Here is a 25,871-nt window from a genome sequence, read left to right as displayed (position 1 = left end):
CGCCACCGCGCCTTGGTTTCACCTGTCACACCCGCCCCGCCACTCATGAGCGTTCCTGCCCTCACCGCCACCGAAGCGCCGTCGCACAAGGCCGAATTCCGCGCCGTCAAGGCCGAGCTGATCGCGCGCTTTCGCGCCGCGACCCAGGTCGAGGCGCTGATGCGCGCGCTCTCGCGGGCCACCGACGAAGCGCTGCGCCAGCTCTGGACCGATTGCGACCTGCCCGGCTCGCTGGCGCTGGTCGCCGTCGGCGGCTTCGGGCGCGGCGAGCTCTCGCCGCATTCCGACGTCGACATCCTGGTGCTGCTGCCCGATGCGCACGGCGGCGAGTTCGACGCGCGCATCGAGCGCTTCATCGGCATGGCCTGGGATCTCGGGCTGGAGATCGGCAGCAGCGTGCGCACGGTCGGCGAGTGCATCGACGAGGCCGCGCAGGACGTCACGGTGCAGACCTCCCTGCTGGAGGCGCGCCGCATCACCGGCAGCCTGACGCTGTTCAAGCGCGCGGTGGCGCGCTACCGCGAGGCGCTCGACCCGCGCGCCTTCTTCCAGGCCAAGGTGCTGGAGATGCGCCAGCGCCACGCCAAGTTCCAGGACACGCCCTACAGCCTCGAGCCGAACGTGAAGGAAAGCCCGGGCGGCCTGCGCGACCTGCAGACGATCCTCTGGATCGCGCGCGCGGCCGGCTTCGGCAACAGTTGGCGCGAGCTCGACACGCGCGGGCTGATCAGCGCGCGCGAGGCGCGCGAGCTGCGCCGCAACGAGGCCTTCCTGAAGGCGCTGCGCGCGCGCCTGCACGTGATCACCGGGCGCCGCCAGGACATCCTGGTGTTCGACCTGCAGACCCAGGCGGCCGAGAGCTTCGGCTACGTGCCGACCCCGGCCAAGCGCGCCAGCGAGCAGCTGATGCGCCGCTACTACTGGGCCGCCAAGGCCGTCACCCAGCTCGCCACGATCCTGATCCAGAACATCGAGGCGCAGTTGTTCCCGGCCACCAGCGGCATCACGCGGGTGTTGTCGCCGGGCCGCTTCGTCGAGAAGCAGGGCATGCTCGAGACCGTCTCCGACGATGTGTTCGAGCAGCATCCCGACGCGATCCTCGAAGCCTTCCTGCTCTACGAGACCACCCGCGGCGTGAAGGGCCTGTCGGCGCGCACGCTGCGCGCGCTCTACAACTCGCGCGACGTGATGAACGGCGCCTGGCGCCGCGATCCGCGCAACCGCGAGACCTTCATGAAGATCCTGCAGCAGAACGAAGGCATCACGCATGCGTTCCGGCTGCTGAACCAGACCAGCGTGCTGGGCCGCTACCTGCTCAACTTCCGCCGCATCGTCGGGCAGATGCAGCACGATCTCTACCACGTGTACACGGTCGACCAGCACATCCTGATGGTGCTGCGCAATATCCGCCGCTTCGCGGTGGCCGAGCACGCGCATGAATATCCGTTCTGCAGCCAGTTGATCGCGAACTTCGAGCGGCCCTGGGTGCTCTACGTGGCGGCGCTGTTCCACGACATCGCCAAGGGCCGCGGCGGCGACCACTCCAAGCTCGGCATGGCCGACGCGCGGCGTTTCTGCCGCGAGCACGGCATCACCGGCGACGATGCCGCGCTGGTGGTCTGGCTGGTCGAGCATCACCTGACCATGAGCCAGGTCGCGCAAAAGCAGGACATCAGCGATCCCGAGGTGGTCAAGCGCTTCGCCGGCCTGGTCGGCAACGAGCGCTGGCTGACCGCGCTCTACCTGCTGACCGTGGCCGATATCCGCGGCACCAGCCCGAAGGTCTGGAACACCTGGAAGGGCAAGCTGCTGGAGGATCTGTACCGCGCCACCAGCGCGGTGCTCGGCGGCGCGCGGCCCGACACGCATTCCGAGCTGCAGACGCGCCGCGACGAGGCGCTCGCGCTGCTGCGGCTGGAGACCGTGCCCGACGACGTGCACCAGCCGCTGTGGGACCAGCTCGACGTCGGCTACTTCCTGCGCCACGACGCCGCCGACATCGCCTGGCAGACGCGCGTGCTGTACCGGCACGTGCATGCCGAGACGGCGATCGTGCGCGCGCGACCCTCGCCGGTGGGCGACGCGCTGCAGGTGCTGGTCTACGTCAAGGACCGTTCGGACCTGTTCGCGGGCATCTGCGCCTACTTCGACCGCAACGGCCTGTCGGTGCTCGATGCGCGCATCAGCACCACCCGCCACGGCTACGCGCTCGACAATTTCATCGTCACGCGCTCCGAGCGCGACGTGCAGTATCGCGATATCGCCAACCTCGTCGAACAGCAGCTCGCCGACCGGCTGTCCAGCCCGGCGCCGCTGCCCGAACCGTCGAAGGGCCGCCTGTCGCGCCTGTCGCGCACCTTCCCGATCACGCCCCGCGTCGACCTGCGCGCCGACGAGCGTGGTCAGTACTACATCCTGTCCGTGTCCGCCAACGACCGGCCGGGCCTTCTCTATTCGATCGCGCGCGTGCTGGCCGAGCACCGGGTCGGCGTCCATGCGGCGCGGATCAATACGCTCGGCGAGCGCGTCGAGGACGTGTTCCTGCTCGACGGCGCCGGCCTGTCCGACAACCGTTTGCAGATCCAGGTCGAAACTGAATTGCTGCGCGCGATCGCAGCCTGAGTGAAATCCAGCGTTTATGCGCACCAAACTGACAATCAAGAATCCCCGCCCGGCATCGCCGTCCCGCGCCCCGGTCCGCTCAGGCAGCCTGGCCGGCCGCAAACCGACGCGCCCCGCGCCGCTCGATCCCGCGACGAAACCGAAACCGTCCGCCAAGCGGCCGGCCGCCGCGAAGTCGGCGGCGCCGCGCGCGGCCTCGGCCGCGCGGCTGGAGGCATCGAGCGCCTGGGCATCGTTGTCGAGCGCGGCCAGCGAGTCGGCCACGTTCTGGAACGCCGACAGGACCGTGGCCTTGTACTGCTCGACCGCGGCCGCGTAGCTGGCCTGCGCGGCGCGCCGCTGGGCCAGCAGGGCGCCGCCATGGAACAGCGGCTGGGTCAGCGAGGCGCCCACGCTCCAGATGCCGCCCGCGCCCGACAGCGCCAGCGGCCACTTGAAGCCGGCCTGGCCGAGCGAGGCCGACAGCGAGATCTGCGGGAACAACTGGGCGGTCGCCGCGCCGACGGCCGCCGCCGAGGCCTTCAGCGCCGCGTCGGCGGCGCGGATGTCGGGGCGCGTCTCGAGCAGGCGCGAGGGCACTACCACCGGCACGTTCTCGGGCAGCTGCAGCTCGGCCAGCGCGAGATCGTCGGGTGCCTGGTCGGGCGTGCGCCCGATCAGCACCGCCAGCGCGTGCCGCGCGCTCAGCCACTGCTGGCGCAGGGCCGGCAGCGAGGCTTCGAGCGAGGCGGCGCTCTGCTCGGCGCCGTAGCTGTCCGAACGCGAGGCCGAGCCGAGCCGGTAGCGGCTCGCGGTGTCGGCGGCCTGCTCCCTGGCGAGCGCGACCAGGCGCTCGGTGGTGCGCAGTTGTTCGCCGAGCGCGGCCGAGGTGATGGCGGCCGTGACGATGTTGGCGGCCAACGCGCGCCGCGTCGATTCGAGCTGGAAGGCCGTGACGTCGACGCGCTGGCGCAGCTCGCGGTTGGCGAAGCGAGCGGCGCCGAACAGGTCGATCGTGTAGTTGGCCTGGAGCTGGCCGACGAACAGGTTGTAGAGCGCGGTCGGCGGGCCGAACGAGGGCACGCCCAGGCCGCGCTCGCGCGCCGTCTGGCCGCCGAGGTCGACGGTCGGCAGCAGCGAGCTGCCGATCTGCGCGCGCAACTGCTCGCGCGCGGCCTGCAGCGAGTGCTCGGCGGCGGCCAGGTTGGGGCTGGCGCGCAGCCCCTCGTCGACCAGCGCGTCGAGCCGGTCCGAGCGGTATTGCTTCCACCAGTCCGGCACCGGCTGGGCGCCGACCGCGAAGTGCTGGGCCACGCCCTGTGCGGCCACGGTGGATTCGGGCAGCGGCGCGGCGCCGTAATGGGCCGGCGACGGCATGGCGGGCGCCGCGTCGTTCGGCGCGAACAGCGAGCAGCCGCTCAGCGCGAGCGAGGCCGACAGCGCCGCGGCCACCGCCAGCGGGCGCGCCGCGTGCAGCGCGGGCTGGCAACGATAGGTCAGGCGTTTCATCGTCAGGCTCCGTGGGACGTGGGTTCGGTCGGCGCTTGCTGCGCGTCGTCGCGCTCGCCCGACTTGACGCGGAACCAGGTGGTATAGAGCGCCGGCAGGTAGAACAGCGTCAGCACCGTGGCGCTGGTGATGCCGCCCATCAGCGCGGTCGCCATCGGCCCGAAGAAGTTCGAGCGCAGCAGCGGGATCAAGGCCAGCACGGCCGCCGCCGCGGTCAGCGTGATGGGCCGGAAGCGCCGTACCGTGGCGCCGACGATCGCGTCGAAGCGGCCGTGGCCCGCGGCGATGTCCTGCTCGATCTGGTCGACCAGGATCACCGAGTTGCGCATGATGATGCCGAACATCGCGATCACCCCCAGCATCGCCACGAAGCCGAACGGCTGGCCGAACAGCAGCAGGGTGGCGGCCACCCCGATCAGGCCGAGCGGCGCGGTCAGCACCACCATCAGCACGCGCGAGAAGCTCTGCAGCTGGATCATCAGCAGGGTCAGCACGGCGATCGCCAGCAGCGGCATCTGCGCGTTGATCGAGGCCTGGGCCTTGCCGCTTTCCTCGACCGAGCCGCCGATCTCGATCCGGTAGCCCACCGGCAGTTGCGCGCGCAGGCCGTCGAGCTGCTTGTCGATCGCGTGCGTGACGTCGATGCCCTGCGCGCCGCCCCGCACGTCGGCCTGCACCGTGATGGTCGGCTGGCGGTCGCGCTCCCAGATCACGCCGTATTCGAGCGTGTCCTCGAAGCGGCCGAGCGTGCCCAGCGGCACCGGGCCGCTCGGGGTGGGCATCGCCAGTGTGGCGAGTCGGGACGGATCGACGCGATCGGCCTTCGGCGCGCGCAGGTCGACCGCGATCAGCTTGTCGCGTTCGCGATACTGCGTGACGGTGGTGCCCTGCAGGGTCATGGCGAGGAAGTTCGAGACGTCCTGCGAGGTGACGTTCAGCTCGCGCGCCTTCTTCTGGTCGAGCTCGAAGCGCACCGAGCGCTCGGCCGGCTCGTCCCAGTCGAACTGCACGTTCACCGAGCGCGAGTCCTGGCGCACCTGGGCCGCCACCTTCTCGGCGATCGAGCGCACCGTCGCGATGCTGTCGCCGCTGACGCGGAACTGCACCGGATAACCGACCGGCGGGCCGTTCTCGAGCCGCGACAGGCGCCAGCGGATCGCCGGGAACTGCTCGCGCAGGGTCGGCGCCAGCCAGCTGGCGAGCTTCTCGCGCGCCTCCACCGACTTGGCCGTGACCACGAACTGCGCGAAGTTCGGCTGCGCCAGTTGCTGGTCCAGCGGCAGGTAGAAGCGCGGCGCGCCGGTGCCGACGAAGCTGACCGTGTGGTCGATCTCGGGCCGGTTCTCCAGCACCTTCTCCAGGCGCTTGGTCTGCTCCAGCGTGGCGGGGAACGAGGCGCCCTCGGGCAGCCGCACGTCGATCAGCAGCTCGGGGCGGTCCGAGCTCGGGAAGAACTGCTGCGGGATCATCGAGAAGCCGCCCAGCGCCACCACGAACAGCGCGACGGTGATGACCAGCACCACGAAGCGGCGCTCGATGCACCAGCCGATCCAGCCGCGCAGCCGCTTGTAGAAGCGCGTGTCGTAGATGTCGTGCGCCTCGTGGTGATCGTCGTGATGCGCGTTCAGCGGCCCCTCGTGGCCGTCGCGCTTGCGCTCGGGCAGCAGGTGGTAGCCGAGCAGCGGGATCAGCACCACCGCGGCGAACCAGGAGGCGATCAGCGCGATCGCCGAGACCTCGAAGATCGAGCGCGTGTATTCGCCGGTGCTCGATTGCGCCAGCGCGATCGGCAGGAAGCCCGAGACCGTCACCAGGGTGCCGGTCAGCATCGGGAAGGCCGTGCTGGTATAGGCGAAGGCCGCCGCGCGGGTGCGGCTGAAGCCCTGCTCGAGTTTCACCGCCATCATCTCGACGGCGATGATCGCGTCGTCCACCAGCAGGCCCAGCGCCAGCACCAGGGTGCCCAGCGAGACCTTGTGCAGGCCGATGCCGAACATGTTCATGAACAGCGCGGTGATGGCCAGCACGATCGGGATCGAGATCACCACCACCATGCCGGTGCGCAGCCCGAGCGACACCAGGCTCACCACCAGCACGATGCCGACCGCCTCGGCCACCGCCTCCAGGAAGTCGTCCACCGAATGCGAGACCGCCTGCGGCATGCTCGATACCTCGGCGAGCTTGAGGCCGGCCGGCAGTTGCGTCTGCAACTGCCGGGTGGTGGCCTCCAGCGCCTTGCCGAGCCGGATCACGTCGCCGCCGGGCTGCATGGTCACGCCGATGCCGAGCACGGCGCGGCCGTTCGAGCGCATCTGCGTGACGGGCGGGTCGTCGTAGCCGCGCTTGACGGTGGCGATGTCGCCCAGCCGGAAGGTGCGATCGTTGATGCGCACCACCATGTCGGCGAGCTGCTCGACCGAGTCGAACTGGCCGCTCGGGCGGATGTAGACGCGATCGTTCGAGGTGGTCAGCACGCCCGAGGAGGCTACCGCGTTCTGCGCGTTGATCGCCTGGCCGAGCTGGGTCGGCGAGATGCCCAGGCGCGTGAGCCGCGCGTTGTCGACCTCGATGAAGATGCGCTGGTCGGGGTCGCCGAAGTAGTCGACCTTGCCGACGCCCGGCACCCGCAGCAGCACGGTGCGCAACTGGTCCGCGTAGTCGTGCAGTTGGGCGGCCGAGTAGCCGTCGCCGTCGAGGGTCCAGATGTTGGTGTAGACGTCGCCGAACTCGTCGTTGAAGAAGGGGCCCTGCACGCCTTGCGGCAGGGTCGAGCCGATGTCGCCGACCTTCTTGCGGATCTGGTACCAGGTTTCCGGCACGTCCTTGACCGGTGCCGAATCCTTCATGGTGAAGAAGATCATCGACTCGCCGGGGCGCGAATAGCTGCGCAGGAAGTCGATGGCGGGGGTTTCCTGCAGCTTGCGGCCGATCCGGTCGGTGACCTGCTCCTGCACCTGCCGCGCGCTCGCGCCGGGCCAGAAGGTGCGGATCACCATCACGCGGAAGGTGAAGGGCGGATCCTCCGATTGCGCCAGGCGCGTGTAGGCCAGGATGCCGGCCACGGTGGCCAGCACGATCAGGTAGACGACCAGCGCCTGATGGCGCAGCGCCCAGGCCGACAGGTTGAAACGGCTTTCCTCGCGCTCGCTCATGACGCGCCGTCCTCCGCGTGCAGCGGCGCCACGGCGCGCACCTTCTCGCCGGCGCTGACGGCATGCACGCCTTGCTGGACCACCCGCTCGCCGGCCTGCAGGCCCTGCGACACGGTGATGGTGTTCTCGCCGTAGCGCGCGATGCCGACGCGGCGCAGCTCCAGCGTGTCGTCGCGGCGGATCACCCAGACCGCCGGGTTCGGGCCTTGGTGGAACAGGGCGGTGGAGGGCAGCGTGTAGCGCGCGCCATCGGCGGCCGTGCCGGCCAGCGCGACGTTGGCGGTCATGCCGAGCCGCACGGCCGGATCCGGCTCGGCCAGCGTGAGACGCACGCGATAGGTGCGGCTTTGCGGATCGGCGGCCGGCGCGATCTCGCGCACGCGGGCCTGGAAGCTGCGCCCGGGCAGGGCCGGCAGCGTGACGCCCGCCTCGTGGCCCGGCTGCAGCAGCGCGAGCGTGGCCTCGGGCACGTCGGTCACCACGTCGACGTCGCCCGACCAGGCGAGCTGGTAGACGGCCTGGCCGGCCGAGACGTTCTGGCCGGTATCGGCCTGCTCGGCCGTGATGTAGCCGGCATGATCGGCCACCAGGCTGGTGTATTGCAGCTGGTTTTTCGCCAGCGCCAGTTGTTGCGCCGCCTGGTCGCGCTGCGCGCGCGCCGAGGCATAGGCGTTCTCGGTCTGTTCGAGCTGGGCCGGCGCGATCAGCTTCTCGCGCGCCTGCGCGCGGTCGCGCTCGACCTGCTGCTGGGCATAGGTCAGCGCGTGGCTGGCCGCGTCGAGCTGGGCCTGGGCACTGGCCGCGTTCTTTTCGGGATCCGAAGGATCGAGATGGGCCAGCACCTGGCCCTTCTTCACGGTATCGCCGAGCCGCACGCTGCGCTCGATGATCTTGCCGGCGATCCGGAACGACAGCGGCGTGGCGTAGCGGGGCTCGATATCGCCGGGCAGGGTGGCGGCCGCCGTCGCGCCGTCGGCGGCGATCGGCGTGGCCACCACCGGGCGGGCGGCGGGCGGCGGCCCGTTGTCCTTGGGATGACACGCGGCGACGAGCAGCGCGGCGCCCAGAAGGACGACTGCGCGGGGTCCGGATGCATTCACGGCAACCTCATGAGGAAAGGCGGGCGGAGCCGACGGAGCCTGGCTGGCTCAGCCGGGGAACGGCGACGAAAGCTTTCGTTTCCATCTCTGAAACAGCGATGGATTCTAATACACAGTTGTATCTGGATGCAAAGATGAATCGATCGCCGATTGGTGCTAGACTGCGCGCCATGAAACCGAAGCGCTTGACCCGCGAGCAGAGCAAGGACCAGACGCGCGAGCGCCTGCTCAACTCCGCGAACACCATATTTACGAAGAAGGGGTATGTCGCCGCGAGCGTCGAGGACATCGCGGCGGCGGCCGGCTACACGCGCGGCGCGTTCTATTCGAACTTCGGTGGCAAGGCCGAACTGCTGCTCGAACTGCTGCGGCGCGATCACGAGACGATGCGCGCCGAGCTGCAGCAGATCTTCGACGCGGGCGGCACGCGCGAGGAGATGGAATCGCGCGCGCTGAACTTCTACAGCCGCTTCATCCGCCTGAACCCGGCCTTCATGCTGTGGTGCGAGGCCAAGCTGCAGGCCGCGCGCGACGCCAAGTTCCGCGCCCGCTACACCGCCTTCATGCGCGAGAAGCTGGAGGACATGGCCCATACCATCGCCATGTTCGCCGAGCAGGCCGGCACGCCGCTGCTGCTGCCGCCAGAGCAGCTCGCGGTGGGCCTGATGGGTTTGTGCGACGGCGTGCAGGCGATCCACATCGCCGATCCGAACTACGTCTCGCTCGACATGACCGAGGCGACCCTGGGCGGTTTCTTTGCGCGCGTGGTGCTGGGGCGCGGCGCCAACTGAGCCCGCCCGTTCTCATTCCTTCGATTTCCCGACCCTCTTCCCGACCGTGCCGCGCGCGGCCATCGCGCACCGCGCTCAGCGATTGCCGTTGAGCCGGTGATAGGCGTCGAGCAGCGAGGTCTTGTAGACCACGCCGGCCAGCACCGGCGCCTGCGTCGATTCCACCACCGGCAGCCGCTCCCCCTGGAAGCACATGAAATGGCCCAGCGCCGTGCCCAGCGACATGTCGGGCGTGAGCAGCGGAAACGGCGTATGCGCGTAGTCGGCCGCGCTCTTGTGCTGCGTGTCGCGGCCCTCGAGCAGGTCGGAGGTGATGTCCTTGAGCGCGACCGCGCCGCGGAAATGCCCCGCCTCGTCGCTCACGTAGAGATATTTCACCGGATATTCGAGGAACACGCGCGTCATCTCGGCGACGCTGGCCTCGGGCCGCACCACGGTCTGCGCGGGCTGGATCAGCGCGCGCATCTGGGTCGCCTTCAGGCGCAGCCGCTCCTCCTCCTCGCGATGGCGGCGCAGCGTGATCTCGTACATCGAGGTCTGGCCCAGCGCGCGGGCCGCGAAGTAGGCGACCACGCAGGACACCATCAGCGGCAGCACCACCTGGTAGCTCAGCGTCATCTCGAAGATCATGATGATCGCCATCAGCGGCGCCTGCGTTGCACCGGCCAGGAAGGCGCCCATGCCGACGATCGCGTAGGCGTAGGCGGCCGACACGTGGCCCGGCAGCAGCGCCTGCATGCCCAGGCCGAACAGCGCGCCGCCGGCCGCGCCGACGAACAGGGTCGGCGTGAAGATCCCGCCGATCGCGCCCGAGCCCGAGGTGGCCGCGGTGGCCAGCAGCTTGCAGAGCAGCACGATCACCAGCGCCTGCCAGGTCCAGGACGAATGCAGGATCGAGTTCACCACGCTGTAGCCGTTGCCCCAGACGTCGGGCACCCACACCGAGATGATGCCGACCGCCAGCCCGCCGAGCGCGAGCCGCACCGGCACGGGCACCGGCAAGCGGCGAAAGCGCGATTTCGAGGCGGCCAGCAGGCGCAGGAACTGCGGCGCGGCCGCGCCGCACAACAGCCCGAGCGCGACGAAGGCCAGCACCTCGAAACCGGTCACGGCGGGGAACACCGGCATCTCGTAAGGCGGCTTGTAGCCGGCGAACTCGCGCATCGTGATGTTGGCCACCACCGAGGCGACCAGCATCGGCCCGAAGCTCTCCATCGAGATCGCGCCGAGCACGATCTCGCCGACGAAGAAGGCGCCGGCGATCGGCGCGTTGTAGGCCGAGGTGATGCCGGCCGCGGCGCCGCAGGCCACCAGCAGGCGCAGCCGGGGCGGATCGAAGCGCGCCAGGCGGCCGACCAGCGAGGCGGCCAGCGCGGCGAGCTGCACCATCGGGCCCTCGCGGCCGATCGAGCCGCCGCTGCCGATCGTCAGCAGCGAGGAGGCGCTGCGCCAGAGGCTCTGCCTGACCGGCACGATGCCGTCGCCGAGCGCCACCGCTTCCATGTAGTCGGCGCCGCCCGCCTGTTTCGCGCTGCCGCGCTGCGCGGCCAGCAGCACGCAGCCGGCCAGGAAGCCGCCCGCGGCCGGCATCCAGATCCGCATGTGCCAGGGCAGGCGCTTGGCCATCTCCACGAAGCTGCCGCTGGCGCCGGAGAACAGCCGCTGGATGGTGTCGATGCCTTCGCGGAACAGGATCGTGGCGAATGCGCCGCTGATCCCGGCGATCACCGACCAGATCAGCATGGTGTGCGCGTCGGACAGGCGGAACAGCGTTTGCGCGCGCGTGCGCAGCTTGAGCAGGAAGGACAGCACGAGGTCGAGGGGAGCGCGTAGGAAGGCGAGCGCCAGCATAGCACCGCGCCGCGCCGGCCGGACGGGGCCGGCGGGCGCGGCGCGGTTCGCCGGGCGAGGGGAGGAGGCGGGACGTTCAGCCAAGCCAGCGCTCGACCAGCCAGGTGATGCCGAAGCCGCCGGCGATCAGCCATGCATAGAGCACCAGGCCGGCGCCCAGGGCGCGCGGGCCGGCGGCGCGGATCTGGGCGAGCCGCGTCTCGATGCCCAGCGCCGTCATGGCCATGGTCAGGGCGAAGGTGTCGAGCGTGTTCAGCGTGTGGAGGGTGGCGTCCGGCAGCACGCCGAGCGAGTTGACGATCACGAAGCCGAGGAAGCCGAGCGCGAACCAGGGCACCGCCAGCCGGCGCTTGCCGTGGCCGGCCGCGCGCGCCTGGCGCGCCGAGTGGGCCAGCCAGGCGCCGAGCGCGAGCAGCACCGGCACCAGCAGCATCACGCGGGTCATCTTGACGATGGTCGCGGTATGCGTGACCTGCGGGCTCACGTCGCTGGCCGCGCCGACCACCTGGGCGACCTCGTGGATGGTGCCGCCGAAGAACAGGCCCAGGCCCTGCGCGTCGAGCGGAATCCAGCCGGCGTGATAGGCGAGCGGGTAGGCGAACATCGAGAGCGTGCCGAACAGCACCACGCTGCCGACCGCCATCGCGCTCTGGTGCGGCTTGGATTGCAGGGTCGATTCGAAGGCCAGCACCGCGGCCGCGCCGCAGATGGCGCTGCCGGCCGCGGTCAGCAGGGCCGTGTCGCGATCGAGCTTGAACAGGCGCATGCCGACCCAGGTGCCGATCAGCAGGGTGCTGACCACCATCAGCGCCGAGACCGCCAGCCCCGGCAGGCCCACCTGGGCGATTTCCTGCAGGCTCACGCGCAGCCCGAAGAAGGCCACCGCGATGCGCAGCAGCTTGCGCGCCGAGAAATTGACGCCGGCCGCCCAGCTGGCCGGCATGCCGTCGCGCAGCGCGTTGCCGTAGACGGTGCCGGCGATGATGCCGACGATCAGCGGCGAGAGGCCGAACCGGGCGATGGCCGGCAGCGAGGACAGGCTGGTGACCGCGGCGGCGAACAGCGCGACGAACAGCACGCCGTTGAGCTGGCCGCGCACCGAGGGCGCGGCGGCATGCGGCAGGGCGGGGTTGGCGGTGGACATGGGGTGGTTTCCACGTGTGATTCGATGGTGTTAATCCTAATTTGGATATATCGATATGAAAAATTGTGATTAGTGACATCGATTATCGGGAAATCTGATATTTTCTCGGCATGACCCCGGATCAACTGATAACGTTCGCCACCGTCGCCGAGCTGCGCAACATCAGCCGCGCGGCCGAGCTGCTGCACCTGTCGCAGCCCGCCGTGTCGGGCCAACTGCGCCAGCTGCAGGACGAGTTCGGCGAGCCGCTCTACCTGCGCGACGGGCGCGGCGTGCGGCTCACGCCGGTCGGCGAGGCGCTGGCGCCGCTGGCCGCCCAGGTGCGCGACGCCTATGCGCAGGCGCGTGCCTATCGCGATGCCGTGCGCGGCGTCGAGCGCGGCACGCTGCGCATCGGCGCGAGCACCACGCCGGCCAGCTACCTGCTGCCCTACCTGATCGCCGAGTTCCGGCCGCTCGCGCCGGGCGTGGCGATCCAGACCATGACCGGCAACACCGCCGACGTGGTGGCCGCGCTCGGCACGCTCGACCTGGCCCTGATCGAGGGGCCGCCCGGCGACGCGCTGCCTTCGGGCACCGCGGTCCACCCCTGGCGCGAGGACGAGATCGTCGCGATCGTGCCGGCCACCCATGCGCTGGCGGCCGCGCCCGGCGAGGCGGTGTCGCTGGAGGCGCTGGCCGGCTCGCCGCTGGTGCTGCGCGAGGCTGGCTCGGGCGTGCGCCAACTGGTCGAGCGCGCCTTCGCGCGAGCCGGCGTGCCGGTGCGCGTGGCGCTCGAGATCGCCGGCGTGGAAGCGGTGAAGGAGGCGGTGCGGGCCGGGATGGGGGTGGGTTTCGTGTCGGCCATGTCGTTGCGCGACGACGCGGCGCTGGTGAAGCGCTCGATCGCGCCGCGACCGCTGGTGCGGCGCTTCTCGATCCTGGTGCCGCATGCCGCCACGCCCTCGCGCGTGGCCGCGCGCTTCCTGGCGATGAGCCTGGGATAGCCGGGCGCCTGGCGGCGCGTGCTGGATTTCATTGATAGCTGAGCGTGAAGGTGGCGCGCGCATTGGCGCTGCCCGCGCCGACCTTCGTGCCGGTCTGCACGTAGCGCGCGGTGAGCGGTACCCGCAGGCCTGCCTGTCCCTGGGCGATATTGCCCATGTACCACTGGTTGGTATTGCCGACCGCGGCCGAATCGGGCCCGAAGCCGAGCACGGTGTCGTCGCGGTGGATCTCGATGCCGATGCCCGAGGCGGTCGACTCGCGGGTCAGCGACAGGGCGTTCGAGGTGTTGCCGGGCTGGCTGGCGTCGGTCAGCGTGACCCAGGCGTTGGTCGAGGTGCCGGGATCGCCCCCGGAGCAGTTCAGCGCGATCTCGAAGTGCCGCGCGAAGGTGCGGCTGCCGATGCCCGTGAACATCGAGGTGCTCATGGTGCCCATCGGCACCGTCACCTCGGGCGTGGCGACCCGGCAGGTCGGCACCCGCGGCTGGACCCGGACCGGCGAGGCGAAGCGGTACTCGACCAGGATCTCGCCGTTGTCGTTGTCCGCGCGGTATCGCGCGTAGGCACCGCTCAGGTAGCCGCCGGCGGTGATCTCGCCGGTCTTGATCAGCTCGACCGTCATCGAATAGTGTTCGTTCCAGCCCGCGCCGGTGCTCGGCCAGGGGGATAGATTCGGCAGCACGCCCTTGGTGCTGATGATGCGCATTCCGATGTTGGGGATCGACGTCGGATAGATCGTGTCGTTCGGCATGCCGACGCCCGTCGTGTAGACGGCGATCGGCGTCTTGCATCGGTAGCTTGGCGACTCGCCGCTTTTCTTGTTGATGAAGCTCAGGCCGCGGCCCTTGGCGCTGTAGATGACACTGCCGACCGGAATCGCGCCGGGCGCGAATTCCGGTGGATCGAAACCCACCATGTGGGCGACGAAATAGTCCGATCCATCACTGGTATTGGAGCTGCAGTTGGCCGACCAGGCGGGGTTCGCGAGGCAGGCCAGCGCCCCGCCGAGGAAAAGCAGTCGTTTCATCGATTTCATGCGTTCTGGGATGGTGCTTCACGCCGGGGCCTGGCTGCAGCCGCGCAGCCGCCCGCCGGAAGCAGCGAGGTAGGCGCTGCGGGCCGGTGCCGGCTTGGTCCGGCCCAACCCGGTGCTCGATCGTCGTCTCGCACGCGTGCTACTGGTAACTGAGCGTGAAGGTCGCGCGTGCATTGGCGCTGCCCGCGCCGACCCTTGCGCCGGTCTGCACGTAGCGCGCGGTGAGCGGCACCCGGATCTCGGCCATGCCCTGGGCGATCCTGCCCAGGAACCACTGGTTGGTATTGCCGACCGCGGCCGAATCGGGTCCGAAGCCGAGCACGGTGTCGTCGTGGCGGATCTGGATGCCGATGCCCGATGCGCTCGAATTCCTTGTGAGCGACAGCGTGGTGGATGTGTTTCCGGGCTGGCTGGCGTCGGTCAGCGTCACCCAGGCATGGGTGGCGGTGCCTGGGTTGCCGCCCGAGCAAGCCAGCGCGATTTCGAAGCGGCGTGCGAAGGTGGTGCTGCCGATACCCGTGAACATCGCCGTGGTCATGGTGCCCATCGGCACCGCGACTTGAGGCGTGGCGACCCGGCAGGTCGGTATGCGCGGCTGGACCTTGACCGGCGACGCGAAACGGAATTCGACCATGAGCTGTCCATCGACGGTATTGGCCCGGTACTGCGCGTAGGCGCCGCTCAGGTAGCCGCCGGCGGTGATTTCACCGGTCTTGATCAATTCGATCGTGATCGGGAAACTCTCGTTCCAGGCGCTGTGCGTGCTGTTGATGACCCCGGTACCCGGGAAGGTCGAAAGACGCATGCCGATATTGGGTATGGACGTGGGATAGATACGGTCGTTCGGCACACCGATGCCCGTCTTGTAAACGAAAGCGAGCGGCTCCGTGCACTGGAAGCTTGCCGACGCATATCGCTTGTTGATGAAGTTCAGGCCGAGATCCTGGGAGCGATAGATGACGCCGCCTATCGGGACCGCGCCGGGATCGAAGTCTGGAGGGGTGAATCCGCTGACGTGACCGATGTAGTAGTTCAACGCGCTGTTGGTATCCGAGGTGCAGCGTATCGCCCACGCCGGGCTCGACATGCCCGCCAGCAGGCAGGCAAGGAGAAGCTGTTTTTTCATCGGACCGTTCCTTGTGCGGGGTGCGATTCGGCGGCGCTACCGCCGCCACTGACGCTGTTGCTCGACATGTCGGGCGATTCCCGCCTCGATCGTCGCGGTGCGAAATCGGGGGCGCCGCTTTCCAGGCAGGGCGCCTCGATGCTTTGCAGCGGCTGGTATCCCGCGACGCGCGTGCGCATCGGCAGCGAATACGACAGTCGGCAGGCCGTGGTGTCCGTGTCGTTTTCCCATCGCGCCGTCAACTGGCCGCGTTCGGCCAGCCCTCGGGCCAACAGTTTGCCGCCTTGCCCGATCACCCCGACCTCCTTGCCGGCCGCATCGGTGACCATCGCGCCGAACGGCACCGGCGAGCCATCGGCCTGCCGCGCGCGGATCACCGCCGAGCGGCCGTATTCGGTCTTGAACACCAGCAGCGGCACGGCCCCCGCGAGCGGAGCGACGCGCTGGCTGGTCTCCTTCAACTGGACATCGGTCGACAGGCCCTTCGGATCGAGCGAGACGTCGTTCATCGAGAATGGCGTGAGGTGCGGCACCACCGCGTAACCATTGCTGCCCACGCGCACGCCCGAGGCATTGGTCACGCGCGCGCCCTCGGCGTGCTTCGCCTCGACGATCGCGAAGGTTTCCGACAGCGGCTGCGAAAGCGAGATGCCGCCGCGATGCGCGACGACCGCGCCGCGCGCGCCGAGCGAGAGCTGCTGGTAGTCGGCGCTGGCGCCGATGCTGCCGCTCAGTTCGCCCCGCGCGCCGCGATGCATGAGGTTGGCGCCGCCGCTGGTGCGCGTGCCGTCGCGCCCGCTGCCGTGGTCCAGGTTGAGGCCGTAGGAGAGGTTGCCGTCGACGCCGGCCGCGCCGCTCAGGCTGGTGGCCACCTGGGTGGAGCCCCGCGAGTCGCGGTTCAGGCTGGTGGACAGCGTGGCCGGCTGCGTGCGGCCGAGCGGAATCGACAGCCCGGCGTAGATCAGCGTGCCGGCCTTGCCCCAGGCGTCGCGCTGACGGCTCGCGGAGACGTTGTAGGCCAGGTTGCGGAAGCTGTTGCTGTAGCCGATCGTGAAATCGAGATCCGAGCCGTGACGGTTCCAGTAGGTCGCCGTCGAGGCCGTGAGGTTGAGGCTGCCGCCGCGCCGGCCGAGCTGCTGGCTCAGGGTCAGCGAGGCGCGGTTGCGCTGGCGGTAGAGCGCGGTGGTGCGAATCTCGAGCTTGGCCTGGTCGCGCGCGGCCATCGCATCGTTCAGGCCGAAGAAGCCGCTGGTCGAATAGCGGTAGGCGGCGATCGCGATATTGGTGCCGGTGGCCGCCACCGTTTTCGCGTAGCTCAGGCGCAAGCTCTGCCCGGCATGGCCGCGCTCGCCCGGAATGCGCGTGCTGGCGTGCGTGAGATCGAGGCCGAAGGCGCCCCAGCCCGTGGTGAGCACCGCGCCGGCCATCACCGACAGGTAGCCCTGCGCCAGGGTGGCGCCGCCATAGCCGGTCAGCGTATTGGTCAGGCCCTGCTGCCAGGTCGCCTGGGTGAACAGCGGCCTGCTGTTCGGCAGGTGGCGCAGCGCGCCCGCCGTGAAGCTGTAGCGGTGCTGGCCGGGGCGCAAGGACATCGGCACGGCGGCGTAGGGCACCGAAAATGAGTGCTCGCTGCCGTCCGCTTCGGTGACGAGCACCTTCAGGTCGCCGCCGTAGCCGGTGGGGTAGAGATCGTCGATCTGGAAACCGCCCGGCGCCACGGTGGTCTCGTAGAGCTTCACGCCGTTCTGGGAAATCGTCACCTTCGCGTTGGTGCTGGCCACGCCGCGCACCACGGGCGCGTAACCGCGCTGCGATTCGGGCAGCATGCGGTCGTCGGTGGCCACGCGCAGGCCGCGGAACGCGCTGGTGTCGAACAGTTCGCCGGGCGTATAGGCGTCACCGACCACGAGCTGCGAGGACCAGGCCGAGAGATCGCGCTGCACGTAGGTCGCGATGTTCTGGTAGCGGCGGTGGCCGCGATCGTCCCAGTTGAACGAACCGCCGTGCCGGAAGTGCCAGCGCTGGAGGTTGAAGCCGCCGTCGATGCCGAGATAGCCCTGGGTGGCGGCGCGCGCGTCGCGCGCGCGCGAATGGTAGACGTTGAGGTTGTAGCCGAGCATGGCGACCGGCACGCCCGCGCTCCATTGCCTGGGATTCACGTAGCCGCGTGCCTGGCGCCGCATCGAGATCTGCGGGATGCCGAGGTCGAGCCGGAGATCATTGAAGTCGAAGCTGAACGAGGCCTCGTCGACTGCCTGACCGATGCGCAGGCAGGCGCCGTCATGCGCCAGCGAGGCGAGCCGGCTCGGCCGCAGGCTGGCCAGGTCGATGCCGAGCCGCTCCAGCAAGGCCTGGTCGAAGCAGGGCTGTGCATCGAGCATGCCGGGCGCGGCGCGGAATGGCACCTCGATGCGGCCGGCCCATTGGCCGTTCACGTAGATGTCAGGGCGATACATGCCGGGCCGGACCACGTTGCGCTGCGCATAGCGCGACACGTCGATCGCGCCGCCGCCGTGGTTCAGGAAGCCGCCTTCGAACTCGACGCGGGCGAATTGCGCCTGGGCGACCTGCAAGGTGGCGCCGTCGGCCATGTCGGCGGTCTCCGCCGCCCGCGCGTCGGCTTCCCAGGCGGAGAAGATCGAGAGCAGCAGCGCGCATGTCGGTTTCAGCCGGGGAACGGTTTCCGCCTGCAATACCCGCATCATCTTGTAGCGTTTCCCGAGGTGGACACGTGAGGCCGCGCGGATCGCCGCGCGCGGCAGGCGCGCGGGTGCCTGGTTGCCTGCGGCGGATTCATCGGCCGACCGCCGCGCGATGGCCATGCGTCGAACCCCAGTCGTCGACGCTGCTGTACAGGACCGTCGCGTCCGGCAGCGCCGTCGAATCCGCGCCGACCAAGGGGAACGACGCGGTTTCGCCGGGCAGCACGTGACCGAAACCCGCTGGGTAGGTCTTGCCGCCGGATTGCAGCTCGACGCCGGCGAGGTTGACGACGTAGGCGCTCGGATTGCGGGCCTGCAACACCGGGCGTTGCGATGCGTCGGTGGCGAGCGTCCATCGCAGGCTGGCCGGTGCGTCGTCCGGGTTGCCGGGCAGGCCGGCGGGGCGGTACATCATCTTGATGCGGGTGCGGAACGCGAACTGCAGGCGATTCACCTCGTCGCCGCCGCTGGCCTTGGGCGGCACGTCCAGCACGTTCAGCCAGAACAGCGATTCGCGGTTCGACGGCAGGGGCTCGCCGGTGTGGATGATGCGCAGCGCCTGGCCCTTGCCCGCTTCGATGCGGAACAGGGTAGGCGTGACCATGAAGGGCACCTCGATGCGTTCCGGCTCGGCCCGCTCGTCGCCGGTGTCGAGCCAGGCCTGGATCAGCGCCGGCTGCTTGCCCTGGTTGCTGAGCTGGATCGTCACTTCCGGCTCGCTCGCGTCGAATACCACGCGGGTGCCGGACAAGGTCACGCTGGCCTGGGCACAGGCGCAGCAGAGCAGCGCGATGAGTGCCAGCCAGCTACGGACGATCGGGCTCGATTTCGTTCTCGACATGGATTTGATTCGCAGTGCAAATTTAAGTGCGCCGGTTGCCGGATCTCGATGATTCGCATGCCGATCACCCGAAGGGCGGCGACACGGTCAACCGGCGCAGCGCAGGCTCAGGGATAGACGAGCGAGTAGGTCACGAAGGAGTTGGCGGGACCGCCCGTCACCTTGTCGCCGGTGGCCACGTACTGGGCCGCGAATTGCAGCGTCGCGGTGCCCGTGCCGCCTTCGGCGGCGTCGATGTCGACGACCTGGGCGCCCTGCGTCGAGCTTTCCGCGCCGATCTTGATCGGCGTGTACTTGTCGTTGAGGATCTCGATCTCGACGCCGGTGGCCGCGTTCTCGCCGGTCGGCACCAGGCGGCCGGTGGCGAGATTGACGTTCGGCCCCGGCTCGAACGCCACCGACACCTTGCGCACCGGCGCCGGGACGCTGTTGCCGCCTTCCTTGCGGTCGGTCGTGCAACCCGACAGCGACAGGGTGAACGGGGTCCGGCCGGCGGTGGCGCCCACCGTGGCGAGCTGGCTGGCGGCGGCCGTCGGCAGCGGCACGGTCAGGTCGTTGGTGCCGCCGTTGATCTTGCAGGTCGAGGCGACCACCGAGCCGGTGAAGTTGATGGTGCCGTCCGAGGCATGGGCGGCCTGCATGGCGGTGAGGGTCAGCGCGGCGGCCGAGATGAGCAGCGGGAAATGTTTCATGTTCATGGAAGTCGATCGTGAAATCGTGAAAAGGCAATGGTTAGCGTGTGCGAGGGATCTATGTCGTGAGTTGACCTCCCGAGTGGTCGAGTGGGGAATTCATGGGCTGGGGAGAAACGGGTGGGATCGGGCGAGAGTCGGGGATGTGTCGTTGCGGGTGTCGCGGGTGGTGGATATGGCTGCGAAGCTGTTGAAAATGCCGAAGCTGCTGAAAATGCCGAAGCTGCCGTTCGCATGTCATGTGGCCGGACGCGAACGAGTGAAAATTTATCAAGACGAGTTGGGGGCGTGAAGCTGACTCGTCTGATTCTGTAAACCATCCCCGGCATATTTTCGATTCGCGCTCCGATCCCGGCGGCCACGACCTGATCGGGCACTGTTTTCCCGATGCGACCCGTCTCTCAGGGATTTCCTCTATGGCCGGCGACAGACACGAAGCGCACCATTCCTCCATTGAATGGAACCGGTTCCAATCGGCAGATTCGGAGCCCAGCATGGAGAGAAGGGCAGACATGGCAGATATCGTGATCGTCGCCAGCGCATACGGGACGGAGGCGATTCGCCGCGACGGGCATCGGGCCTATGTCGGGCGGGCGGCCGAGGCGGGCGCCGCCGGCTTCGAGGTGCGCCGCGAACTGTTCGCCGCCGACGAGGACTGCGCGCCGGCCGCGCTCGCGGCGCTGGGCATGGCGATTGCGGCAGCGGGAATGTGGGCTGTCTACTCGACGCCGGCCACGCTCTACCGCGAGGACGGCGCGCTCGATCGCGAGGCGCTCGCGCTGTCGCTGCGCGAGGCCGAGGCGCTGGGCGCGCATTTCCTGAAATTCCAGCTCGGCGGGTTCGCCGGCACCACGCACGCGGCCGAGATCGCCGCCGCCGCGCAGGGCAGCCGCGCGCGGATCCTGGTCGAGAACGGCCAGCTCGCGATGGGCGGCACGCTGGCGCAATTCACCGCGCTGTTCGCCGCGCTGGTCGAGGAAGGCGCGGCCGGCACGCTCGGCATGACCTTCGACATCGGCAACTGGCTGTGGCCCGGCGAGCTGCCGCTGGCGGCCGCCCGGGCCCTCGCGCCGCATGTCGAGTACATCCATTGCAAGGCCGTGACGGGCGAGGGCGCGCGCCGTTTCGCGGTGGCCCCGCAGGCGGCCGACCCGCTCTGCCTGCCGGTGCTCGCGACGCTGCCGCGCGAGGTGCCGCGCGGCATCGAGTTCCCGTTCGACCCGGCCGATCTCGCCGCCGACGCGCGCCGTCGCGTCGCCTGGCTCGAGACCGCCTGATCCCGTATTCCGAAGGAGTTTTCATCATGTCGCAGTCCCCCGTCGAAATCCTCACCTACGGCGAAGCCATGACGCTGTTCGTCGCCAATGCGCCGGGTCCGCTCGCGCAGGCCGAGCAGTTCACCAGGCGGATCGCCGGCGCCGACCTGAACGTCGCGATCGGCCTGGCCCGGCTCGGCTTCCGGGTCGGCTACCTGAGCCGCGTCGGCAAGGATTCGTTCGGCCGCCACGTGCTCGACACGCTGGCCCACGAGGGCATCGATGCGTCCTGCGTGACGATCGACGAGCGTTATCGCACCGGCTTCCAGTTGAAGGCGCGCAGCGACGACGGCAGCGACCCGGACATCGAATACTTCCGCAAGGGCTCGGCCGCCAGCCACCTCTCGCTGGACGACTATGTCGCCGACTACGCGCTGGGCGCGCGCCACCTGCACCTGACGGGCGTGGCGCCGGCGATCTCGTCGACGTCCTGCGAGCTGGCCTTCCACCTGGCCCGCGAGATGCGCGCGGCCGGCAAGACGATTTCCTTCGATCCGAACCTGCGCCCGACGCTGTGGCCTTCGGCCGAGGCGATGGCGCGCACGCTCAACGAGCTGGCCTCGCATGCCGACTGGGTGCTGCCGGGCCTGGCCGAGGGCCGCCAGTTGACCGGCCTCGACACACCGGCCGAGATCGCGCGCTTCTACCTCGCCAACGGCGCGCGCGCCGGCGTGGTGATCAAGCTCGGCGAGGCCGGCGCCTACTACCTGACGGTCGACGGCCGCGAGGGGACGGTGGCCGGCGAGCGCGTCGAGCGTGTGGTGGACACGGTGGGCGCCGGCGACGGCTTCGCGGTCGGCGTGATCAGCGGCCTGCTCGAAGGCCGCACGGTGGCCGAGGCGGTGGCGCGCGGCAACCGCATCGGCGCGCTGGCGATCCAGGTGATCGGCGATTCCGAGGGCCTGCCGAGCCGCGAACAGCTCGACCGCCTCGAAGCGGCCGATGCGCGTGCCGCCCGGCCGGCACCGGCCGCCGCCGCCGAGGCACTCGCGCGATAATTGCCCGCGCGGCGCGTGATGCGCCGCGACGAACCCGATACGGCGCCGCACGCCGAAGGAGACAAGCCCCATGTCCGCAACGCTTCCGATCCGCCGCTGGTGGAAGATCATGCCGATCGTGTTCATCACGTACAGCCTCGCGTACCTCGATCGCGCGAACTTCGGCTTCGCCTCGGCGGCCGGCATCAACCAGGATCTCGGCATCGGCAAGGGGCTGGCCTCGCTGATCGGCGCGCTGTTCTTCCTCGGCTACTTCTTCTTCCAGATCCCCGGCGCGATCTACGCCGAGCGGCGCAGCGTCAAGCGCCTGGTGTTCTGGAGCCTGGTGCTGTGGGGCGGCTGCGCGGCGCTGACCGGCCTGGTCAGCAACATCCCCTCGCTGATGGCGATCCGCTTCGCGCTGGGCGTGGTGGAGGCGGCCGTCATGCCGGCCATGCTGATCTACATCAGCAACTGGTTCACCAAGCACGAGCGCTCGCGCGCCAACACCTTCCTGATCCTCGGCAACCCGGTCACGGTGCTGTGGATGTCGGTGGTGTCGGGCTACCTGGTGCACGAATTCGGCTGGCGCCACATGTTCGTCGCCGAGGGCGTGCCGGCCGTCATCTGGGCGATCTGCTGGTGGGTGCTGGTGCAGGACAAGCCGGCCGAGGCCAGGTGGCTGTCGGCCGACGAGAAGCGCGACATCGAGCGCGCGCTGGCCAGCGAGCAGGCCGCCCTCAAGCCGGTGCGCAACTATCGCGAGGCGTTCCGCCAGCCGGCCGTGCTGCTGCTCTGCGCCCAGTACTTCTGCTGGAGCATCGGCGTCTACGGCTTCGTGCTGTGGCTGCCCTCGATCGTCAAGAACGGCTCCTCGTTCGGCATGGTCGAGACCGGCTGGCTGTCGGCGCTGCCCTACCTGGCCGCCACCATCGCGATGCTGGTCGTGTCCTGGGCCTCGGACAAGCTCGACACGCGCAAGGCCTTCGTCTGGCCGTTCCTGCTGGTCGGCGCGATCGCCTTTGCCGGCTCCTACGCGCTCGGCTCGACCCACTTCTGGCTGTCCTACGCGATGCTGGTGATCGCCGGCGCCGCTATGTACGCGCCCTACGGGCCGTTCTTCGCGATCGTGCCCGAGCTGCTGCCGAAGAACGTCGCCGGCGGCGCGATGGCCCTGATCAACAGCATGGGCGCGCTGGGCTCCTTCGTTGGCTCCTATGTCGTCGGTTATCTGAACGGCGCGACCGGCTCGCCCTCGGCGTCCTATGCGTTCATGAGCGTGGCGCTGGTCGCCTCGGTCGTGCTGACGCTGGTGGTCAGGCCGCATCCCGACGGGGCCTTGCCGCTCGCGCACTCCACCACAGGAAAATGAATCGCATGAGCTACCGTATCGTCGCCTACAAGACCCTGCCCGATGACGTGCTCGCCTACCTGCGCGAGCACGCCGAGGTGATCCAGGCCGAGGGCGCCGAGGCGCTCGCCGAGGCGCTGGCCGATGCCGACGGCGCGATCGGCGCGAGCGTGCCGGTGACCGCCGCGATGCTCGATCGCGCGCCGCGGCTGCGCGCCTGGTCGACCATCTCGGTCGGCTACGACAACTTCGACGTGGCCGATCTCACGCGCCGCGGCATCCTGCTCGCGCATACCCCCGACGTGCTGACCGAGTCGACCGCCGACACGGTGTTCGCGCTGATCCTGTCGAGCGCGCGGCGGGTGGTCGAGCTGGCCGAGTTCGTCAAGGCCGGGCAGTGGAAGAAGAGCATCGGCGAGCCGCTCTACGGCACCGATGTGCAGGGCAAGACGCTCGGCATCGTCGGGCTGGGCCGGATCGGCGCGGCGGTGGCGCGGCGTGCCGCGCTCGGTTTCCGGATGCGCGTGCAGTACACCAATCGCAGCGCGAACGCCGAGGCCGAGACGCAGTTCGGCGCGCGCCGCGTGCCGCTCGACGAGCTGCTCGCCACCTCCGATTTCGTCTGCCTGCAGGTGCCGCTGAGCGAGGCGACGCGCCACCTGATCGGCGCGGCCGAGCTGGCGAGGATGAAGCCGGGCGCGATCCTGATCAATGCCGCGCGCGGGCCGGTGGTCGACGAGGCGGCGCTGATCGAGGCGCTGCGCGCCGGCACGATCCGCGGCGCGGGGCTCGACGTGTTCGAGCAGGAACCGCTGGCGGCCGATTCGCCGCTGCTGACGATGAAGAACGTGGTGGCGCTGCCGCATATCGGCTCGGCCACGCACGAGACGCGTCACGCCATGGCGCGCAACGCCGCCGAGAACCTGATCGGCGCGCTCGACGGCACGCTGCGCGGCAACCTCGTCAACCGCGAGCTGCTCGCGCGCTGAGTGCCGGGTTCCGGCGGCGTGCCACCGCCGGAATCGAGGCAGGCGCAGGGCATGGAGCGATGCCGTGGCGCGAGCCTGCTGCCTGCCTGAAATCATCGCCGCCGCATGGCCGGTATCGGATAGTCGCTATCGGTGCGCTGCGCCGCGATAGGTTGCGCAGTGCACCAGAAACCCGGCGAAACGCGGCGAGCCGCGATATCCGGGGCTCGCCGGCTGACGGCGCGGCACCTGGTTACCGTGCACCGGCGCGCTCGCCGCAAGCCGCGCGTCGACCGCCGCGGGCGAACCGAACGGACCCTCGTATCGCCTGACGTCCGGCTGCGTTATGATCCCGCGCTGACTGAGGTCTCGCGTCCCCGGGCCCGGCCGATCCTGGCAAGCCCGTCAGGGACTCGAGGGCCAGCCGCGTTCGTGAACTGGCTGGATATGCCGGGCCAGCCCGGTGTCCATCGGCCGGCAGCCCGCCCCCGGGAGCCGCGGCTCGAGGCCGTCGGCGCAGCAGCCCGCGCTGCCGGCGTCGCCACATGGAGAAACGATCAGTTGAACTGCGTATCCCGATCCGCCCTCGGATCCCCCCGCCGATCCCGTCCGCGCGCCTCGCGCGGCGTTCGCCAGCAGGCGCCGCGATGAGCGAAACCCGTTCCCCGGCCGGCGCGCGCCCGGCCACCATCAGCGATGTCGCGCGCGAGGCCGGCACCGGCAAGACCAGCGTGTCGCGCTACCTGAACGGCGAGACCAACGTGCTGTCGGCGGACCTGCGCACCCGCATCGAGGCCGCGATCCAGCGCCTGAACTACCGGCCGAACCAGATGGCGCGCGGCCTCAAGCGCGGCCGCAACCGCCTGCTCGGGCTGCTCGCGGCCGACCTCACCAATCCTTATACGGTCGAGGTGCTGCAGGGCGTCGAGGCGGCCTGCCACGCGCTCGGCTACATGCCGCTGATCTGCCATGCCGCCAACGAGGCCGACATGGAGCGCCGCTACCTGCAACTGCTGACCACCTATCGCGTCGAGGGCATGATCGTCAACGCGCTGGGCGCGCGCGAGGATGCGCTGATGCCGCTGCGCGGCTGCGGAATCCCGACCGTGCTGGTCGATCGGCGCGTGGAGGGTTTCGACGCCGACCTGGTCGGCCTGGACAATAGCGCCGCGGTGCGCGCGGGGCTCGCGCACCTGTTCGCGCAGGGTTTCGCCGAGGTCTGTTTCGTGGTGCAGCCGTTCGAGCAGGTGAGTTCGCGGCGCCTGCGCGAGGCCGCGTTCCGCGCGGCGCTGGCCGAGCTGGGCCGCGACCGCGAGGCGGCGCCCACGATCGTCGCCGACCTGGCCGATTGCGAGGCACTGGCCGCCGCGCTGGCCGGGCTCGACGCGCGGCTCGACGCCGCCGCGTCGGCTGGCCGCCGGGTCGCGCTGTTCGCCGCCAACGCGCCGGTGGCGCTGGCGCTCGCGCGTCACCTGCACGCGCGTCACGGCGCCGGCTGGCAGGCCAGGGTGGCGCTGCTGTCGATCGACGATCCCGAATGGGCCGAGCTGCTCGGCATCACCACGATCCGTCAGCCCACCTATGAAATCGGCTATCGCGCGGTCGAATTCGTGCACGACCGGATCGACGGCGCCACCGACGCGGCGCGCGAGGCGCTGCTGCCCGGCGAGCTGGTGGTGCGCACATCGACCGCAAGCTGAGTATCATGCGGGGTCGCGCACCGCTCCG

At 69.8% G+C, this 25,871-nt stretch carries 18 protein-coding genes and 1 pseudogene; 9 read left to right on the top strand and 10 right to left on the bottom strand.

From position 1 onward, the window contains the following. Window positions 1-45 precede the first annotated feature (45 nt). Window positions 46-2,622 (top strand): [protein-PII] uridylyltransferase, encoded by a 2,577-nt coding sequence (locus F3J10_RS00170; RefSeq protein WP_166911214.1) that lies wholly within the window; start codon window positions 46-48, stop codon window positions 2,620-2,622. A 162-nt stretch (window positions 2,623-2,784) separates the two neighbouring features. On the opposite strand, the pseudogene F3J10_RS00165 reads toward F3J10_RS00170, so the two are convergent. The 3 genes and pseudogenes from F3J10_RS00165 to F3J10_RS00155 all read right to left on the bottom strand — a co-directional run. Then, a pseudogene (locus F3J10_RS00165) lies at window positions 2,785-4,110 on the bottom strand (efflux transporter outer membrane subunit); the annotation flags it as partial. A gap of 2 nt (window positions 4,111-4,112) precedes the next feature. Next, the gene (locus F3J10_RS00160; protein WP_167240474.1) at window positions 4,113-7,262 is read right to left on the bottom strand and encodes an efflux RND transporter permease subunit; all 3,150 of its coding nucleotides are present in this window, start codon (window positions 7,260-7,262) and stop codon (window positions 4,113-4,115) included. Then, the gene (locus F3J10_RS00155) at window positions 7,259-8,362 is read right to left on the bottom strand and encodes an efflux RND transporter periplasmic adaptor subunit (RefSeq protein WP_167234158.1); all 1,104 of its coding nucleotides are present in this window, start codon (window positions 8,360-8,362) and stop codon (window positions 7,259-7,261) included. Before F3J10_RS00155 ends, F3J10_RS00160 begins: the two co-directional genes overlap by 4 nt. A 170-nt stretch (window positions 8,363-8,532) precedes the next feature. Here F3J10_RS00155 and F3J10_RS00150 point away from each other — a divergent pair, with 170 nt between their 5' ends. After that, the gene (locus tag F3J10_RS00150) at window positions 8,533-9,153 is read left to right on the top strand and encodes a TetR/AcrR family transcriptional regulator (protein ID WP_036051358.1); all 621 of its coding nucleotides are present in this window, start codon (window positions 8,533-8,535) and stop codon (window positions 9,151-9,153) included. A 75-nt stretch (window positions 9,154-9,228) separates the two neighbouring features. Here the strand turns inward: F3J10_RS00150 and F3J10_RS00145 are convergent, their stop codons facing one another. Together F3J10_RS00145 and F3J10_RS00140 are read right to left on the bottom strand one after the other, a co-directional pair. After that, complete coding sequence (locus F3J10_RS00145; RefSeq protein ID WP_167240574.1) at window positions 9,229-10,965, bottom strand: ClcB-like voltage-gated chloride channel protein; 1,737 nt, start codon at window positions 10,963-10,965, stop codon at window positions 9,229-9,231. Between the two features lie 115 nt (window positions 10,966-11,080). Beyond that, window positions 11,081-12,148: a YeiH family protein gene (locus F3J10_RS00140; protein ID WP_167240472.1), complete on the bottom strand. Its 1,068-nt coding sequence runs from the start codon at window positions 12,146-12,148 to the stop codon at window positions 11,081-11,083. Window positions 12,149-12,258: 110 nt separating this feature from the next. On the opposite strand from F3J10_RS00140, the gene F3J10_RS00135 reads away from it, so the two are divergent. Continuing rightward, complete coding sequence (locus tag F3J10_RS00135) at window positions 12,259-13,134, top strand: LysR family transcriptional regulator (protein WP_025101532.1); 876 nt, start codon at window positions 12,259-12,261, stop codon at window positions 13,132-13,134. Between the two features lie 28 nt (window positions 13,135-13,162). On the opposite strand, the gene F3J10_RS00130 is transcribed toward F3J10_RS00135, so the two are convergent. The 5 genes from F3J10_RS00130 to F3J10_RS00110 all read right to left on the bottom strand — a co-directional run bounded on the left by F3J10_RS00130 (window position 13,163) and on the right by F3J10_RS00110 (window position 19,531). Next, complete coding sequence (locus F3J10_RS00130; protein WP_166914986.1) at window positions 13,163-14,161, bottom strand: fimbrial protein; 999 nt, start codon at window positions 14,159-14,161, stop codon at window positions 13,163-13,165. A gap of 148 nt (window positions 14,162-14,309) precedes the next feature. Continuing rightward, complete coding sequence (locus F3J10_RS00125; protein ID WP_167233741.1) at window positions 14,310-15,296, bottom strand: fimbrial protein; 987 nt, start codon at window positions 15,294-15,296, stop codon at window positions 14,310-14,312. Continuing rightward, window positions 15,293-18,001: a fimbria/pilus outer membrane usher protein gene (locus tag F3J10_RS00120; protein ID WP_240155284.1), complete on the bottom strand. Its 2,709-nt coding sequence runs from the start codon at window positions 17,999-18,001 to the stop codon at window positions 15,293-15,295. Before F3J10_RS00120 ends, F3J10_RS00125 begins: the two co-directional genes overlap by 4 nt. A gap of 88 nt (window positions 18,002-18,089) precedes the next feature. Then, the gene (locus tag F3J10_RS00115; RefSeq protein WP_167240470.1) at window positions 18,090-18,839 is read right to left on the bottom strand and encodes a fimbria/pilus periplasmic chaperone; all 750 of its coding nucleotides are present in this window, start codon (window positions 18,837-18,839) and stop codon (window positions 18,090-18,092) included. 107 nt (window positions 18,840-18,946) lie between these two features. Continuing rightward, entirely contained in the window at window positions 18,947-19,531 is a 585-nt protein-coding gene (locus tag F3J10_RS00110) for a fimbrial protein (RefSeq protein WP_167240573.1), read from the bottom strand. Here F3J10_RS00110 and F3J10_RS00105 point away from each other — a divergent pair. The 6 genes from F3J10_RS00105 (at window position 19,530) to F3J10_RS00080 (ending at window position 25,843) form a co-directional block, all read left to right on the top strand. Further along, entirely contained in the window at window positions 19,530-19,823 is a 294-nt protein-coding gene (locus F3J10_RS00105) for a hypothetical protein (RefSeq protein WP_167240468.1), read from the top strand. The genes F3J10_RS00110 and F3J10_RS00105 overlap by 2 nt on opposite strands. Window positions 19,824-20,043: 220 nt before the next feature. Further along, a complete protein-coding gene (locus F3J10_RS00100; protein WP_025101538.1) occupies window positions 20,044-20,808 on the top strand; it encodes a TIM barrel protein in 765 nt (254 codons plus the stop codon). Window positions 20,809-20,834: 26 nt separating this feature from the next. Next, on the top strand, window positions 20,835-21,845 hold the full coding sequence (locus tag F3J10_RS00095) for a sugar kinase (protein WP_105852348.1): 1,011 nt from the start codon (window positions 20,835-20,837) through the stop codon (window positions 21,843-21,845). Between the two features lie 70 nt (window positions 21,846-21,915). Then, window positions 21,916-23,196 carry an MFS transporter gene (locus tag F3J10_RS00090; RefSeq protein ID WP_126242425.1) on the top strand — a complete coding sequence of 427 codons (1,281 nt, stop codon included), beginning with the start codon at window positions 21,916-21,918 and terminating at the stop codon, window positions 23,194-23,196. Between the two features lie 5 nt (window positions 23,197-23,201). Further along, window positions 23,202-24,164 (top strand): D-glycerate dehydrogenase, encoded by a 963-nt coding sequence (locus tag F3J10_RS00085; protein ID WP_025101541.1) that lies wholly within the window; start codon window positions 23,202-23,204, stop codon window positions 24,162-24,164. Between the two features lie 626 nt (window positions 24,165-24,790). Further along, window positions 24,791-25,843 (top strand): LacI family DNA-binding transcriptional regulator, encoded by a 1,053-nt coding sequence (locus F3J10_RS00080; RefSeq protein WP_025100466.1) that lies wholly within the window; start codon window positions 24,791-24,793, stop codon window positions 25,841-25,843. The last annotated feature ends 28 nt before the right edge of the window (window positions 25,844-25,871 follow it).

The organism is Burkholderia sp. Cy-637 (assembly GCF_011753175.1).
Classification (GTDB): Bacteria; Pseudomonadota; Gammaproteobacteria; order Burkholderiales; family Burkholderiaceae; genus Burkholderia; species Burkholderia gladioli.
Note: the sequence above shows the minus strand (reverse complement) of the source record. Positions and strands in the feature narration are given on the sequence as shown.

Bases quoted from the DNA above. Each gene is read 5' to 3' on its own strand.
- F3J10_RS00125 (WP_167233741.1), bottom strand. From the start codon at position 15,296: ATGAAAAAACAGCTTCTCCTTGCCTGCCTGCTGGCGGGCATGTCGAGC.
- F3J10_RS00100 (WP_025101538.1), top strand. From the start codon at position 20,044: ATGGCAGATATCGTGATCGTCGCCAGCGCATACGGGACGGAGGCGATT.
- F3J10_RS00120 (WP_240155284.1), bottom strand. From the start codon at position 18,001: ATGATGCGGGTATTGCAGGCGGAAACCGTTCCCCGGCTGAAACCGACA.
- F3J10_RS00130 (WP_166914986.1), bottom strand. From the start codon at position 14,161: ATGAAACGACTGCTTTTCCTCGGCGGGGCGCTGGCCTGCCTCGCGAAC.
- F3J10_RS00140 (WP_167240472.1), bottom strand. From the start codon at position 12,148: ATGTCCACCGCCAACCCCGCCCTGCCGCATGCCGCCGCGCCCTCGGTG.
- F3J10_RS00110 (WP_167240573.1), bottom strand. From the start codon at position 19,531: ATGAAACATTTCCCGCTGCTCATCTCGGCCGCCGCGCTGACCCTCACC.
- F3J10_RS00105 (WP_167240468.1), top strand. From the start codon at position 19,530: ATGTTCATGGAAGTCGATCGTGAAATCGTGAAAAGGCAATGGTTAGCG.
- F3J10_RS00095 (WP_105852348.1), top strand. From the start codon at position 20,835: ATGTCGCAGTCCCCCGTCGAAATCCTCACCTACGGCGAAGCCATGACG.
- F3J10_RS00170 (WP_166911214.1), top strand. From the start codon at position 46: ATGAGCGTTCCTGCCCTCACCGCCACCGAAGCGCCGTCGCACAAGGCC.
- F3J10_RS00085 (WP_025101541.1), top strand. From the start codon at position 23,202: ATGAGCTACCGTATCGTCGCCTACAAGACCCTGCCCGATGACGTGCTC.
- F3J10_RS00135 (WP_025101532.1), top strand. From the start codon at position 12,259: ATGACCCCGGATCAACTGATAACGTTCGCCACCGTCGCCGAGCTGCGC.
- F3J10_RS00090 (WP_126242425.1), top strand. From the start codon at position 21,916: ATGTCCGCAACGCTTCCGATCCGCCGCTGGTGGAAGATCATGCCGATC.
- F3J10_RS00160 (WP_167240474.1), bottom strand. From the start codon at position 7,262: ATGAGCGAGCGCGAGGAAAGCCGTTTCAACCTGTCGGCCTGGGCGCTG.
- F3J10_RS00080 (WP_025100466.1), top strand. From the start codon at position 24,791: ATGAGCGAAACCCGTTCCCCGGCCGGCGCGCGCCCGGCCACCATCAGC.
- F3J10_RS00150 (WP_036051358.1), top strand. From the start codon at position 8,533: ATGAAACCGAAGCGCTTGACCCGCGAGCAGAGCAAGGACCAGACGCGC.
- F3J10_RS00115 (WP_167240470.1), bottom strand. From the start codon at position 18,839: ATGTCGAGAACGAAATCGAGCCCGATCGTCCGTAGCTGGCTGGCACTC.